Source organism: Mucilaginibacter gynuensis (genome assembly GCF_039541195.1).
GTDB classification, from domain to species: Bacteria; Bacteroidota; Bacteroidia; order Sphingobacteriales; family Sphingobacteriaceae; genus Mucilaginibacter; species Mucilaginibacter gynuensis.
On record NZ_BAABFT010000015.1, the window covers coordinates 16,343 to 30,181 of the forward strand.

Below are 13,839 nucleotides of genomic sequence, written 5' to 3' on the forward strand. Positions count from 1 at the left end.
CTTTAAATCTTATTGGCATTAAGTACAGGGTTTTGGCTGGCGTTTACCTGGTAGGTGTAAATAGAATTATCCTCTCCTACCTCAACAACGCGGTAACCTTTATAATCGGTACCCCAATCACCGCCGATGTGCGAATCAAAGAAGTGCGGCAGTTTATCGGTATATCGCACACCATCCAAAGCATGATCATGCCCGTGGAATACGGCCTTTACATTCGGGTAGCTATGCAGTAATGTTACCGTTTCGGGGCAATCTAAAAAGGCTTCATTTTTCAGCCACATTACTGGCGGAATATGCAGTATAACGAAAACGATCTTCTTATCGGCAAATTTATCCAGCGAAGCTTTGATAAAGGCGTTATCAGGGCAAACGTATTTACCTTTGGTATCGGCAGTATTAGCCAGCACAAAGCCTATATCAGCTTTGTCAATCACATATTTATCTTCATAACCAAACACTTTTTTCCATATCGTAGCATCGGCATAATCGTGATTACCGGGGATGGTATAAAATGGCGATTTCAGGTGTTCGAGGTAATCGGTTTTTACCTCGGTTAACAAGTCGGGGCGGTTGTGTACCAGATCGCCATTGATGATCACCAGGTCGAGATGGTTTTTGGCGTGGTCATCATTCAGCCATTTGATCATATTACCAAAATGCTGTTTATATTCCGTTCCCGGCTGGGCATAATGCGCGTCGGAAGCCAGCGCGAAGCGTAATTTCAGTTTGCCTTTCGTTATTTTGCGGTAGCTGTTATCAATAGCTGCAAAACTATTTACCGTAGGCAACAGGCTGATAGCCGCTATGCATGCCAAACCCGAACTGATGAATTTTCTGCGTGTGCTCATGCGTATAAAGGTAGATGAAGGTTGTTAAGCCAGTGTTAATGGATAATTGCTTAGTTAAAGAATGTTAAAAATAATGGATAAGTCGATAATTATTTATTATTTCATACCGCAATCAACTAAAAACTAAACTATTACACAAATACCTCCACTATGCTACGTAATTATTTCACTCTTGCCTGGCGCAACCTCCGTAAAAACAAGGTATTTTCCTTCATCAATATTTTCGGCCTGTCGATAGGAATGGCTTTCGTTTTGGTTATCGGCGCGTATATATGGGGCGAGTTGCAGGTTAACGCCGGTGTAAGCGACAGGGTGTATATTATGCAAAGCAAATGGAAACAGCCCGATATGGGGCTGGAGTTTACCAGTCTTGCCCCGCTTGGCAAAGCCTTAAAAGAGAATTACCCAAACCTTATCACCTCCTATTATCGCCACGATGGCCTTTCAACCATTATATCAAAAGGCGACAAACACTTTACCGAAGGCATACAAAACGGGACGCCTTCGCTCCTCACCATGTTCGGCTTTAAGATGTTGTATGGCGATGCCAAAACCGCGCTTAGTACACCCAATTCGGTAGTAATTACCGAAAACCAGGCCATCAAATACTTTGGCCGTACAGATGTAGTTGGGCAAACGCTTACCATTAATGCGTTTAACGGCAGCAAGCAGGATTTTGCCATAACGGGCGTATTAAAAAACCTGCCGCGTAACAGCGTCACTAATTTTGGAGGCAGTACTAACGAGATATTCATGAACGAAGCCAGCTTCAAATTCTTTGGCCGTGATGCAGCTTTGGATGCCTGGAACAATCCGTACATGGTGAACTACATCCAACTAAAGCCGGGTGTAAAACCAAGCGATCTGGATGCAGCCATCAATCAACTGGCCCGCACCAATACCACGCCCGACATTCAAAAGAACCTGAAAACTTACCTGGTGCAGGTGAATGATTTTTACCTGCAAGATAATAAAGGCAGTGCCCGCAAAATGATCTACACGCTGGCATTCATCGCCATGTTTATTTTGCTGATGGCTATCATTAACTTCATCAATATCTCGATAGGTAATTCAGTTACCCGCTTAAAAGAAATTGGCGTACGCAAGGTGATGGGTAGTTCGCGTGTGCAGCTCATCATCCAGTTTCTTACCGAATCTGTTCTGCTGTCGCTGTTTTCCTTTATCATCGCGTTGCTGATCTATCTTGTAAGCAGGCCATTCTTTAGCTCGGTAATGGGTAAAGATATTCCGAAGATCACGGAGTTTCCGCTGTATTTTGCGGTGTTGCCATTACTGATCGTACTGCTCATTGGTATACTGGCCGGTATGTACCCTGCCTTTATCTTATCTGCCCAATCATCTATAGACTCATTAAAAGGGAAATTAAAAACGGTAAAAGAAAAGGTGGTATTCCGCCATTCACTGATCGTGGTGCAGTTTGTTACGGCCATTGTGGTTTTTATAGCCGCCCTGGTGATCAATAAGCAGGCGTCCTTCTTTTTTCAATCAAACCTCGGTTATGATAAGGAGCAGGTGATTACGGCGAAAGTACCACGTGACTGGTCGCCGGAAGGTGTAAAACATATAGAAACCATGCGGAACGAATTTGCCGCCATGCCGCAGGTTGCTGATGCTACCGTTTCTTTCGAGATACCGAACGGACAAAGCGGTAATGCCAGCAACAACCTGTATAAGGCATCGCAAGATCCTTCGCACGGCATTATGGCTACCTCCATTATAGCCGACGAGCACTATACCGGCACCTACAAAATACCGCTTATAGCCGGCCAGTTCTTCGCCGCGCAAGGCGAAGGTACTGATGTTACTAAACTGGTGATCAACGAAACTGCCGCCAAAGCATTGGGCTGGCAGAACCCGGCCGACGCGCTTGGTCAACCGGTGCGGGTACAAAATGACCCGTCCCCGTTAACTGTGGGCGGCGTGGTAAAAGATTTTCATTTTGGCTCGATGCACGAGAAGATACAGCCCATATTGTTTTACCATGTTAAACGTTCGCCGGTGTTCCGCTACCTGTCGTTCAAGCTAAGGCCGGGTAATATGGCCAACAATGTAGCGACTCTGCAAAGCAAATGGTCGGCATTGTTTCCGAATGCACCTTTTGAATATGTGTTTTTAGATGATACCATTGCCAAACTATACCAGCAGGAAATGCAAATTAAAAAAGCATCGCAAGCGGCTACGGTTATCGCGCTACTGGTGGTATTATTGGGTGTATTAAGCATTGCTACCTTAAGTATTGCACGCAGGGTAAGAGAGGTAGGCATCCGCAAGGTATTGGGCGCTTCGGCCATGCAGGTGGTTTGGCTGTTTATTAAGGAGTTTGCCATTTTGGTACTCGTTGCCAACCTCATCGCATGGCCGGTGGCATGGTTCAGTTTAAACAGCTGGCTTACCGGTTACGCGTATCGAATCAACTTGGATGCACTGCCGTTTTTGAGCGTAGCCTTGATACTGGCTGCACTGGTGGCGGTTGTGATCGCCGTGAAAACTATTAAAACAGCATTGGATAACCCGGTGAAAAGTTTAACCCCCTAACCCCCTGAAGGGGGAATTTTTGATGTGCTGATTTTGCCGTGTATTTGCAGATCAGGTTTGAAGAAGACCAGGCTTATGGTGGGACTCATCCCGTCATCGCTGCGCTCGACACCCTTCTCTGCTGCGCAAAGAAGGGATTTTGTAAAGCCTTTGGCTTTTTCCTTTCAGCTTTCACCTTTTTACCCCCTCTTTTCGCTTGCGAAAGAGAGGGTGATCCAGCGAAGCGTAGATCGGGTGAGTTAAATTATGCTACTTCCCCACCCTGCTTACCACTACAACCTTCATCTCAGTTAACTCCCCATCACGTGTTGCCTTGTTTAAGAATTTCGGTTTTAGGCGGGTTATCCAATAGCGTTTAAAGCTTTGTATGGTTTGCATTTGCCAGCCTTTGGCTTTTAAGCCGTTGATGATATCATCGGGGGCGTAAAAAATGAATTGACCTTTGGGGATGTTGCCGCTGCCATCGGCGTTGATGGTGGTCATCGGCTCATCGAGGTAGAACTCCATGGCAAAGTTAGAGTCGTCACCGCTTTGTAATACGGGTAACTTTTGCGGGTTGTTTTTATTGATCCATAAAGCGGCTTCGGTACCGGCCTGGTATTTTAACAACGAGGGATAAAATGCCAGGTTAAGGTATACGTTCACTATCAGCGAGATCAGTATTGTGCCGTAGCCTATCCTTTCGTACCAAATGGTGCTTGCTTTTTTAGGAAGAATAACGAGCGCGCTCAACAATATTACTTCTAAAAGTATCACCGGCCAGGTGAAATCGTCGGGACGGAAAAAGTATTGCAGGGCTATGATCACTAACAGCAAAAGTGATGCTACTATAATTTGTGTGATACGTACTGCGCGGATACTCTTTAGCCCTTGTATGGCGCATATATATTGCGCGGTTAGTATGGCGAAAAACGGGAATACGATATTGAGGTAATGCGGCAGTTGGAACTTTGATGCCGAAAACATCAGGAAGGTGATCATCGCGCCGCAAATACAAATCCACTCTTGCGATTGTACATTTTTGTATCCCTTTTTAATAAAACGGAATACGGCCACAAACAACAGTAACGACCACGGCAAAAACGCCCAAAGCGTGGTATGCACAAAAAAGAAAGGATCGCCGCTGCCTTTGATGGGGCCGGTATTGAAGAACCTGCCAAACTGGCTATCCCACAAAAAGAACTTAATACCGGATACTCCCTGGCGGTCAAACACCACCTTTTCGGGATGCGCGTCGAACTGTACATACAGGCAATATATTTCGGGCAGTATAAATATGGCTACCAATACCAATGCTACCAGCCAGCGGGTATGGAAAAGTTGTTTCCACTGTTTGGTAATAATAAGGTGACCGATGATGGCTCCGCCGATGGTTATGAGGGCGAATACGCCTTTGGTCATTACGGCGCAACCGGCAAACAGGCAGGCCAGCAGCAGGTCGCGGTAGTTATTGCGAGTGTATGATTTGTAATAATGATATACTGACGCAATGATGAGCCCTGTTAAATAAGGTTCGGCCCGTACGTCGTTGTCCGACAGGATGATGTGTTGCGAGGTAAGCAATATCAGCACCGCCCATTGCGCTACCTTTTCGGTATATAATTCTTTAGCCAGCAGCGAGGTGTAAACGGCAGTCATCAGCATAAATACAATACCCGACAGCTTGTAGGCCCAGGTATTGATACCGAACACTTTAAAGAACAAAGCCGCCACCCAAAACGGAAAATGCGGTTTATCCAACCAGTCGGTACCGCGGGCGTAAATGTTCACATAGTCATTACGCAATACCATGGTTTTGGCAATGGTGGCGTATAGCGTGGCATCGGGATTCATGAGGTGCACAAACAGTCCGCTGAAATTAATGAGGACCGCCAGCAGGATAAAAAGATACAGCCATTTATTGGCAACAGTTGTTTGAGGCATATACAGCAAAGGCTTGCGGGTAAAGATAAACAGATTTTGCGGCGCTTAATAGTTTTACCATCGCTTTGAAATAACCGCCCTATTTATTTAACTTCATTTAAAATTATCCCCCCATGAAACGACGTCATTTTTTAAGGAATACCGCATTGGCAGCGGGCTCGCTTAGCCTGCTCAGTAAAAGCAGCTTTGCATCATGGCTGGCCGAGCCGGCTTACCAGTTTAAACCCTTACGTAACAATGTTGGCATATTTGCCGAGCAAGGCGGTACCATAGCCTGGCTAAGCAATAAAGAAGGTATAGCGGTTGTTGATGCCGAATTTCCGGAACCGGCCACGCATCTTATTGCCGAACTGAAAAAACAAAGCGAAAAGCCTTTCGAATGGCTGATCAACACGCATCACCATGGCGACCACACCGGCGGTAACATTTCGTTTAAAGGTATTGCCCAGCATGTGGCCGCGCATGCCAACTCGCTTACCAATCAAAAGAACACCGCAGTACAGCAAAAGAAAGAAGACCAGCAGCTTTACCCCGATACCACTTATACCACCAAGTGGAAAGCAAAGGTTGGCGATGAAAGTATACAGGCACATTACTTTGGCGCGGGCCATACCAATGGCGATAGCTTTATCCATTTTGAACATGCCAACATAGTGCATACTGGCGATCTGGTTTTTAATCGTCGCTATCCCTACATCGACCGCACGGCAGGGGCATCGGTAAAAAGTTGGGTGCAGGTATTGGCAAAAGCGCAAAAAGAATTTAATAAGGATACCCTGTTTGTATTCGGCCATGCTTTTGATCCTGAAAAAGTTACCGGCACCATAGCCGACCTGAAAGCCATGCAAAACTACATGGAACGCCTTATAGACTTTGTTGGCGGCGCTATCAAAGCAGGCAAAACAAAAGAAGAGATACTGACAGCCAAAGCCATACCCGGTGTAACCGAATGGCAGGGCGATGGTATTGAACGCAGCCTTACCGCCGCTTATGAGGAATTGAGCGCTTAAGTAAATATACAAAACCAATTATAAACACAATTATGATCTCTAAAATAAAGCTCCTAAGCTTAGCAGTATTACTGTTAAGCTTAGGCTTATCCACTAAAATAATGGCTCAATCAGCGAAACCAACTATTAACCATATTGCCATTTGCGCGCAAAACCTCGAAAAAAGTACTAAGTTTTATACCGAGGTGATGCAATTTGAAATTGTGCCCAACCCGTTTAACGATAAGGTACATCAATGGATAAAGATAGGTCCGCTGGTTAATTTGCACATTATTGAGGGCGATTGTAAAGGCAACCCGCATAACCGTAATGATCATTTGGCTTTCAGCGTAGCCTCCATGCCCGATTTTGTAAAGCACCTGGATAAACTGAATGTTACCTACGGTGATTGGGGCGGCACCAACAAAAAGATCCAGAAAAGACCCGATGGTATTTCACAGATCTATTTTCAGGACCCGGATGGTTATTGGATTGAGGTAAATAACGCCGATAAATAGGCCTATCTTAAAGTGTACCCGCTGGTGACTTGCGGTACATGGCCATAATAAGCGATACCATTTGATTATAAGTGAGCAATCCCTGCGGCTGGTTGTTCACTTTTAAAAACTTATCGTAAAACAAACTGCTGATCACTTCCAGCTTGCCCTGGTAATATTGCCAGTAAGCGCGTTCGGCTTTAAGGTCGATGATCACCGCCGGGTTTATCTTGGCCCGCAGCAGTTTAAAGGCCACCGTATCTGTAGCCCGTAGCGAGTACATACACTCCTGCATTCCCTCATAATAGGCAGAATATCGGAGCAGCCTGTCGGCCGAACGGATTCCCGCCAGGAAACCCGCGAAATTAGCCTCATCCTCCGAACCGAAACCTGCCTGGTGCGACATTTCGTGGCAAGCCACAAAGGGGCGTACATGCAGCGGCATCTGGTAATTAAACTGCGCTTCGGCCGTAAAAGGGTTGTAATAACCCGATGTACCTATATAATTCAGCAACCACGATAATGAGGATGGCTTTATTGAAGGCTTGTAAGTATAAAATTCTGCCGAAGTATGAGCCAACGCCACAACCGCCCTGATGGAACTGCTGTATATCGAATCGTTTTGCTGCCGCAGATCGGTATGGTTTAGTCGCCCGCGGGCCGCGTTGGCACTATCTATTAATATATTGGCAACGGTTTTAAGTTCATCGGTAGAGTAAACGGTATCCTGCAATTTCAAACGCGTAGCGGCAGGCAACCGGAAATAGTTCATCCCCCAAAAAAGATAAAATATAACTATCCCGGCCTCTACCCCTATCACAATACCCGATGCCAGCATACCCCACTCTTTAAACCTTCGTTTAATAGGCAGTTTGATAAGCATTACCAGCGCGTAAATAAGGTAAAGGATAACAACGGCGTACAGCACATCGCCAAAACTGAAAGGGAGCAGGTTAAATACCGGGTGCAGTATTTTACAGATGAAAGGATAAAAACCCTTGGAATAATAACGTTCTACCGTTGCCGGGTAATCTGCCAGCCAGGTGAGCAAAAAAATAAACAAGCCTAATATAACCACAGTGGCTAAGCGCCATTTTATTTTTTTACCAAAACGGTTATCCATTGCGTAAATATACAATCAAAAACCATTTTACAATAGGCATAAAAAAAGCCTTCCGGTAAATACGGAAGGCTTTTTTACAATACTTTAGGTATTTATTATTTTACTGAAACCGGTACCGAAAGTTTGTCCCAAGTAAGGTTAAAACCTTTTGAGTTTACAGCGTATACCAAACGCTCGCTTTTCTCGCTTTTTTCAACCGGTTTAACGGTTACGCGTAAAGCGTCTTGTTTTTCATCGTACTTGTAAGCGCCCCATTGTTTAGCTACTTTGTTAAAGATGATGGTCCACTCTTTTTCACCCGGAATGGTGAAGAAGCCGTAAGTACCTGCCGGTAATACTTTACCTTCTACCTTAATATCTTTATCGGTAGTAAAAACGGTAGCCTCGTTAGCGCCTGCACGCCAAACCTGCGCGTAAGGTACCAAAGCACCCCAAACTTTACGATCTCTTACCGATGGGCTGCCATAGTTAATGCTGATGTTAGCTTTACCTGCTTTAGCGCTAACGCTATCACGCGGACTTGCCATTGGTTTTGCATCCTGAGCCTTTGCAAAGCCCGCAATTAAAAGGGCCACTATCATAAATGATAACGACTTTAACTGAAATGATTTTCTCATAATATTATTTTTATAGTTTTTTGCTGTTGCCAAAGGTATAACGAAATTTTATTTAAAGCTTATTTTATTGATTTTTTGGATGATGTATCCATAACCATTTATTTTTCCGTGTAGAAAGCCAAAAATATTATCGCCGGCGCAAAACCATCTATTAATGTGCGTGTTATATACTACGGAATCACATTGCAGTTAGGAATTGACCGCAAGGTTAAACAATTGTTGTGAATTTTGCCCTTGTCTGCAATAGCAGGCAGGGGTTTTTATTTACACGTGTTTTAGTAAAGGCTATTTACAGGGTTAACCTGCGGGCTGGTCGTCTTTAATTTCTTCCCAGTAAACAGTGTTTATCATCAACGCGTTTTGCGTTGCCACCTGTGCCTTTACCTTTTCCAGTTCGGCTTTGATTTCATCGGCACCCAAAGCACTGCTTAACGAGTAGTAATAAATGCAGTAACCTGTGCTGCTATTTATAAATTTGTAGTGTTTATCTGCTGCTGTTGTCATAAAACCCCGGTTTAGCATATAAACTATCAACACGTTTGGGCTAAAATGGTTTGCCCCGCGGGCGCAATGGTCTGAAAGAATCTGCCGTGAGGGCCAGGTCATCATAAGTTATGGTTTCGGGGGCTTCAAACTGCTTGGTAACAAGCGGTATTAAAATACGCACAACGCCGCCGGTAGTTTTAACCAGCGTATAACCACTATGTACAGCATGACCTTTATAGTCGCCGATGTTAGGATTAAGATGTGCAAGACGGATCAATAGTTCAACTATAGCGTAAGCGGGTAACCTTTGTTTAGGCATGGCGCAAAGATATTGCTATTGACAGGCTTAGTTTAATTACCCTTTCGTAAATGGTTTACATTTAATTAACATAGAATTAACTTAAATGGCATTTAGGTAACAATTACTTAAACAACCGTTAACATATCATGCCTACCTTTACGCAAAAAAGCGCAACATTATGTTTACCGCACTTCTTGCAGGCATTATGCCTAATTACAACAAGATCTTTTTCGATCTGTTCAACGCTGCTTCGGCAGATATGGTTGAGATGGCAAAGCTCTTGTCACAGGTGATCAATAACCCATCGGCCGATCAGCCAAAAGTGGCGTACGATGAGATCACCAAGCTTAAACAAAATGTTTATGATATTACCCACAAGGTATTTGCCGAATCGGGCAAGGCGCTTGTTTCTCCTTTTGAGCGTAACGATATGTGTAACCTCTCAACAGCTATTGATGATGTTGCAGGCCGTATCAATACCGTATCGCGCAAGCTGAACCTGTATAATATTGATTATATATCTGAACCTATTGTTAAACTGGCCGGTGCTATTATTGAAACCACACGCGAGTTAGACAACGCGGTAAGGGCATTAAACAACCTGTCGCACCCGGAAGCTATAATAGCCCTTTGCGATAAAATTAAACTGGCCGAATACCACGCCGATTTAATTTACAACGATGCCCTGGCTTACCTTAACGATACCGAAAAGGATGCCATTCAGCTGATAAAATACAAAGAGATACTGATAGCCATGGAAACCGTTACCGATAGCTGCGAGGATGCTACCGTTGTAATTGAAACCATACTGCTTAAAAACAGCTAACTATATCAACACAAAGGTGCCGGCAATAATAAGTGCCGCGCCTATACCCGTTTTAAGGGTAAGCTGCTCACCCAAAAAGATAATGCTGAGTACAATGGCTATAGCCACGCTCAATTTATCAACCGGTGCCACTTGCGATACTTTGCCCAGTTGCAAAGCCTTAAAATAAAATATCCACGATAAACCGGTAGCACAACCCGATAGCAGCAAAAACAACCAATTGGTTTTACTTAGCGTTGTTATACCATAGCTACTGCCTTTCACAAATACAATTGCCCAGGCCAGCAGCATTATTACTACGGTACGTATGCCTGTGGCCAAATCGGTGTCCACATTTTTGATGCCAATTTTGGCGAAAATAGCGGTTAATGCCGCAAACACGGCCGAAAGCAAAGCGTATATCCACCACATTTTTATGAATGATTAATTGTTATTTAAAAGTTAATAAAGTTTTTTAAAAAAATTCTAATAAATAGGATTTTGAGACGTTATTTATATATTTACAAATATATGACCAAAAAAACCGACTTCGTTTACTCAGAATATTCTGAGCCACACCGCATCCGGACAAAGAAAATATTAAAGGAATTTCCGCATTTACGGAACCTGATAGGCAAAAATCCCATGACCATTTTTGCGATAACAGGCTTGGTACTTTTCCAGGTAGTTATGGCTTGGTTGCTTCGCGACCAGGCATGGTGGGCAATAGCCATAGGTGCTTACTTACTGGGCGCGTTTGCTGATCACGCCTTATTTGTAATGATACATGAGTGCGCGCACCAATTGTTATTTAAAGGCCGCGCCGCCAACAGGTGGGCAGGTATGTTTGCCAATATGCCACAAATATTTCCGAGCTCCATATCGTTTGAGCGTTACCATATTAAACACCACTCGTTTCAGGGTATACATGAGCTTGATGCCGATTTGCCTAACCGTTGGGAAGCAAAACTGATTAACAACTCGTTTTTAGGTAAAGCCATGTGGTTGCTGTTTTACCCGGTATTTCAATTATTCCGCCTTTCACGCTTACGCGAGATACAAAACTTTGATATATGGATTGTGGCTAACGTAGCCGTACAGGTAGCTTTTACCGCTGCTATATGGTACTTTATGGGTGGCGCAGCGGTTGGATATTTATTTTTAAGCTTTATGTTTTCGGTAGGCCTGCATCCGCTGGGTGCCCGCTGGATACAGGAGCATTACCTTACCCATACCGAAGAGCAGGAAACTTACAGCTACTATGGTAAACTTAATGCCGTGGCATTTAACGTAGGCTTCCACAATGAGCACCACGATTTTCCGTCGATACCATGGAACAAGCTGCCGCAGATAAAAAAGGCAGCCCCTGAATATTACGAAACACTGCATTACCATACCTCATGGACCGCCTTGTTCTTCAGGTTTTTGTTCGACCGCGAAATTTCCCTGTTCAACAGGATATTGAGAAAGGATCGTGGTAAAGTGCCTTTGAAAGATATTTCACGCCCGGATATGGAGATGAAAATAACCCCGGAACAGCCAAGCGCTGTACAATAAAACAAAAAGACCCGCTGCACAACACAGCGGGTCTTTTTTTGCAATATACTCACCTTTTGGCGCAATTAATGTACAAAGTCACAATTAACAGGGGCATTTTGTATCATTTTGTGCAAAATAACGTGTAGCAGAATGTACCTCCCGCCACGCTACAACTTTTAGGTGTTTAGTTATATTTACCGGACATTTTTACCACATTAATCACCTGAATATGAACAAAATAGTTACACACTTAGAGGTAAGAGATTACCTCGGAGTAAACTGGCTGGTTTATCTTGTTAAGATCAGCATCAGCGGACAAAAGGGCCAGTTTGTACTGGTTAAGCACCAGGGAATGCGCATACCCGAAGGCTTAGGCAGCATGCAAAACATCCCTTACAACCAACGAACAAATTAGTATCATATTCAGCATTTTACACACCAACATGCAATAAACCAAGCTTTTGGTTGTTAGATTTGTAACAGAATACAACTTTTAGTTACAACTTAACAATAAAGCAGGCTTTGAATGTTACAGAATTAAGAAAAGAATTGAGCAGACGTAAAAAACTCAGAGTATTGTTGCCCGTAGTGCTTACTGTATTTGTAGGCGCCTATGCCAAGCATCGATATGATGTGAGCAAGTTTGAGCTGACGGGCCGCCTGCAAAGCAAGCATACGGCCGAAATTTCGGGAATCACGGCATCGGGTATTAGTAAAGATATTTTTTATATACATAATGATAGCGGCGATACCAGTCGCTTTTTTGCTATTACGCCCACAGGCGAACTCAAGTCAACCATTAACTTTACCTGGAGCAAAGGCGTTGTGCACGATTGTGAAGACATAGCCACAGGCCCCGGTCCGGTGAAAGGCAAAAACTATATCTACTTGGGCGATATTGGCGATAACGGCGGCACACGCAGTCAAATTTCGGTTTACCGTATTCTGGAACTACCTACTTTTGCTACCACACCCGAGACACATACCCAAGCTACCACCCTGCACTTAACCTATCCCGATGGCCCTAAAGATGCCGAGGCGATGATGGTTGACCCTGTTGATAAGCTATTATACATTGTAAGCAAACGCCATGATAGCGTAAGTGTTTACAGTACTCCGCTAAGTTTCAAAACTCACGATAGTGTGGTGCTGCATAAAAAGGCTACGTTATTCTTCCCCGGTTTAAAACCATTTAAATGGATCACCGCGGGCAGCATCTCAAAGGATGGGCAAAAGATACTTTTAAAAAGCTATGAAAAGGTATACTACTGGCACCGCAAGCCCGGCGAAGCGATATGGCAGGCGCTGAAAAGGAAACCCCTTGAACCCGCCTACCAGGCCGAAAGGCAAGGCGAAGCTATAGGCTTCACGCTGGATGGCAGCAGCTACTATACTACCAGCGAAGGCGTATTTTCACCGATATACAAGTATAAAACGCCGCTTAATTAAGTTGCTTGGTTGTTGATTTTACCACAGAGTACACAAAGGTTTTCACGGAGTTACACAGAGATTTTTATTTGCTTTATAAAGTCTTTGTGTAACTCCGTGTTTTTTAACTTCGTGTACTTTGTGGTAAAAGCCGTTTGCAGTTGGTTGCCGTATTCTCAAATAACTTAGTTACGTGTCAGGTCGCCCTCGTTGGGGTTTAGTATGTATTCGAAGTTTTCGTGCCCGTTATGAAATATAAACTTCAAGCGCTCTTTGGCCGCGTGGATATCGAGTGTTAACGCGGCTATGGTTGATGGCACATTGTCTTTTATCAGTTTAAGATCGGTAATGTTGGGCATCTCAATCAATATACCCTCGGCAACGTCAGTTACCTTCCATCCCTGCAAATTTGCCCGGTTTAAAATATCAAGCCATTTCTGTTTATAAGCGCCCATAATTGTTTATATAATGTTTAGTAAACCCTATGATAAGCTATAAAGTTTTATTTTTTTAACACTTTGATAAAATGTATAAAATGACCGCCTGCTTATTTTATACTAACTTGCCAACAATTGTAACAATGTTACTGCACTAAGCGTTCGCCTGCGCGAATAAAGGTGCCCGTACAGCTTATTTTGTGTCATGGTTATTTAATATTTATATAAATAGCAGCTTAAAAAAACAAGATACATTTCAAATTGTAAAGTAACGGGTATCAATGTTTAGT

General features: G+C 43.8%; 15 protein-coding genes. 7 read left to right on the forward strand and 8 right to left on the reverse strand.

The genetic code is table 11. The features are described from left to right. Positions 1 to 2: 2 nt before the first annotated feature. Complete coding sequence (locus tag ABD894_RS21785) at positions 3 to 848, reverse strand: metallophosphoesterase family protein (protein WP_345213196.1); 846 nt, start codon at positions 846 to 848, stop codon at positions 3 to 5. Positions 849 to 998: 150 nt separating this feature from the next. Here ABD894_RS21785 and ABD894_RS21790 point away from each other — a divergent pair, with 150 nt between their 5' ends. Beyond that, positions 999 to 3,404 carry an ABC transporter permease gene (locus ABD894_RS21790; protein WP_345213197.1) on the forward strand — a complete coding sequence of 802 codons (2,406 nt, stop codon included), beginning with the start codon at positions 999 to 1,001 and terminating at the stop codon, positions 3,402 to 3,404. A gap of 249 nt (positions 3,405 to 3,653) precedes the next feature. On the opposite strand, the gene ABD894_RS21795 is transcribed toward ABD894_RS21790, so the two are convergent. Continuing rightward, positions 3,654 to 5,327 carry an ArnT family glycosyltransferase gene (locus ABD894_RS21795; protein ID WP_345213198.1) on the reverse strand — a complete coding sequence of 558 codons (1,674 nt, stop codon included), beginning with the start codon at positions 5,325 to 5,327 and terminating at the stop codon, positions 3,654 to 3,656. Between the two features lie 113 nt (positions 5,328 to 5,440). Here ABD894_RS21795 and ABD894_RS21800 point away from each other — a divergent pair, with 113 nt between their 5' ends. Both ABD894_RS21800 and ABD894_RS21805 read left to right on the forward strand, forming a co-directional pair. Beyond that, positions 5,441 to 6,337, forward strand: coding sequence for an MBL fold metallo-hydrolase (locus tag ABD894_RS21800; RefSeq protein WP_345213199.1), 897 nt, complete (start codon positions 5,441 to 5,443; stop codon positions 6,335 to 6,337). A 32-nt stretch (positions 6,338 to 6,369) separates the two neighbouring features. Continuing rightward, positions 6,370 to 6,834: a VOC family protein gene (locus tag ABD894_RS21805; protein ID WP_345213200.1), complete on the forward strand. Its 465-nt coding sequence runs from the start codon at positions 6,370 to 6,372 to the stop codon at positions 6,832 to 6,834. Positions 6,835 to 6,841: 7 nt separating this feature from the next. On the opposite strand, the gene ABD894_RS21810 is transcribed toward ABD894_RS21805, so the two are convergent. The 4 genes from ABD894_RS21810 to ABD894_RS21825 form a co-directional block, all read right to left on the reverse strand. Further along, the gene (locus tag ABD894_RS21810) at positions 6,842 to 7,936 is read right to left on the reverse strand and encodes a DUF3810 domain-containing protein (protein ID WP_345213201.1); all 1,095 of its coding nucleotides are present in this window, start codon (positions 7,934 to 7,936) and stop codon (positions 6,842 to 6,844) included. Between the two features lie 95 nt (positions 7,937 to 8,031). After that, a complete protein-coding gene (locus ABD894_RS21815) occupies positions 8,032 to 8,553 on the reverse strand; it encodes a DUF2911 domain-containing protein (protein WP_345213202.1) in 522 nt (173 codons plus the stop codon). A gap of 297 nt (positions 8,554 to 8,850) precedes the next feature. Next, the gene (locus ABD894_RS21820; protein WP_345213203.1) at positions 8,851 to 9,057 is read right to left on the reverse strand and encodes a hypothetical protein; all 207 of its coding nucleotides are present in this window, start codon (positions 9,055 to 9,057) and stop codon (positions 8,851 to 8,853) included. 40 nt (positions 9,058 to 9,097) lie between these two features. Beyond that, positions 9,098 to 9,358: a hypothetical protein gene (locus ABD894_RS21825; RefSeq protein ID WP_345213204.1), complete on the reverse strand. Its 261-nt coding sequence runs from the start codon at positions 9,356 to 9,358 to the stop codon at positions 9,098 to 9,100. A gap of 160 nt (positions 9,359 to 9,518) precedes the next feature. On the opposite strand from ABD894_RS21825, the gene ABD894_RS21830 reads away from it, so the two are divergent. Further along, positions 9,519 to 10,166 carry a DUF47 domain-containing protein gene (locus ABD894_RS21830; protein WP_345213205.1) on the forward strand — a complete coding sequence of 216 codons (648 nt, stop codon included), beginning with the start codon at positions 9,519 to 9,521 and terminating at the stop codon, positions 10,164 to 10,166. Here ABD894_RS21830 and ABD894_RS21835 read toward each other — a convergent pair whose 3' ends face one another. Next, complete coding sequence (locus ABD894_RS21835; RefSeq protein WP_345213206.1) at positions 10,167 to 10,577, reverse strand: EamA family transporter; 411 nt, start codon at positions 10,575 to 10,577, stop codon at positions 10,167 to 10,169. A gap of 99 nt (positions 10,578 to 10,676) precedes the next feature. On the opposite strand from ABD894_RS21835, the gene ABD894_RS21840 reads away from it, so the two are divergent. The 3 genes from ABD894_RS21840 to ABD894_RS21850 all read left to right on the forward strand — a co-directional run bounded on the left by ABD894_RS21840 (position 10,677) and on the right by ABD894_RS21850 (position 13,133). After that, positions 10,677 to 11,702, forward strand: coding sequence for a fatty acid desaturase (locus ABD894_RS21840; protein ID WP_345213207.1), 1,026 nt, complete (start codon positions 10,677 to 10,679; stop codon positions 11,700 to 11,702). A 211-nt stretch (positions 11,703 to 11,913) separates the two neighbouring features. Then, a complete protein-coding gene (locus tag ABD894_RS21845) occupies positions 11,914 to 12,099 on the forward strand; it encodes a hypothetical protein (RefSeq protein ID WP_345213208.1) in 186 nt (61 codons plus the stop codon). Positions 12,100 to 12,233: 134 nt separating this feature from the next. After that, positions 12,234 to 13,133, forward strand: coding sequence for a hypothetical protein (locus ABD894_RS21850; RefSeq protein ID WP_345213209.1), 900 nt, complete (start codon positions 12,234 to 12,236; stop codon positions 13,131 to 13,133). A 164-nt stretch (positions 13,134 to 13,297) separates the two neighbouring features. On the opposite strand, the gene ABD894_RS21855 is transcribed toward ABD894_RS21850, so the two are convergent. Beyond that, complete coding sequence (locus ABD894_RS21855; RefSeq protein WP_345213210.1) at positions 13,298 to 13,567, reverse strand: hypothetical protein; 270 nt, start codon at positions 13,565 to 13,567, stop codon at positions 13,298 to 13,300. Positions 13,568 to 13,839: the final 272 nt, after the last annotated feature.

What these genes read in the sequence shown, in the direction of transcription:
- ABD894_RS21855 (WP_345213210.1), bottom strand. Translation starts at nt 13,567, where the DNA reads ATGGGCGCTTATAAACAGAAATGGCTTGATATTTTAAACCGGGCAAAT.
- ABD894_RS21825 (WP_345213204.1), bottom strand. Translation starts at nt 9,358, where the DNA reads ATGCCTAAACAAAGGTTACCCGCTTACGCTATAGTTGAACTATTGATC.
- ABD894_RS21795 (WP_345213198.1), bottom strand. Translation starts at nt 5,327, where the DNA reads ATGCCTCAAACAACTGTTGCCAATAAATGGCTGTATCTTTTTATCCTG.
- ABD894_RS21830 (WP_345213205.1), top strand. Translation starts at nt 9,519, where the DNA reads ATGTTTACCGCACTTCTTGCAGGCATTATGCCTAATTACAACAAGATC.
- ABD894_RS21810 (WP_345213201.1), bottom strand. Translation starts at nt 7,936, where the DNA reads ATGGATAACCGTTTTGGTAAAAAAATAAAATGGCGCTTAGCCACTGTG.
- ABD894_RS21785 (WP_345213196.1), bottom strand. Translation starts at nt 848, where the DNA reads ATGAGCACACGCAGAAAATTCATCAGTTCGGGTTTGGCATGCATAGCG.
- ABD894_RS21805 (WP_345213200.1), top strand. Translation starts at nt 6,370, where the DNA reads ATGATCTCTAAAATAAAGCTCCTAAGCTTAGCAGTATTACTGTTAAGC.
- ABD894_RS21820 (WP_345213203.1), bottom strand. Translation starts at nt 9,057, where the DNA reads ATGACAACAGCAGCAGATAAACACTACAAATTTATAAATAGCAGCACA.
- ABD894_RS21835 (WP_345213206.1), bottom strand. Translation starts at nt 10,577, where the DNA reads ATGTGGTGGATATACGCTTTGCTTTCGGCCGTGTTTGCGGCATTAACC.
- ABD894_RS21800 (WP_345213199.1), top strand. Translation starts at nt 5,441, where the DNA reads ATGAAACGACGTCATTTTTTAAGGAATACCGCATTGGCAGCGGGCTCG.
- ABD894_RS21790 (WP_345213197.1), top strand. Translation starts at nt 999, where the DNA reads ATGCTACGTAATTATTTCACTCTTGCCTGGCGCAACCTCCGTAAAAAC.
- ABD894_RS21815 (WP_345213202.1), bottom strand. Translation starts at nt 8,553, where the DNA reads ATGAGAAAATCATTTCAGTTAAAGTCGTTATCATTTATGATAGTGGCC.
- ABD894_RS21845 (WP_345213208.1), top strand. Translation starts at nt 11,914, where the DNA reads ATGAACAAAATAGTTACACACTTAGAGGTAAGAGATTACCTCGGAGTA.
- ABD894_RS21840 (WP_345213207.1), top strand. Translation starts at nt 10,677, where the DNA reads ATGACCAAAAAAACCGACTTCGTTTACTCAGAATATTCTGAGCCACAC.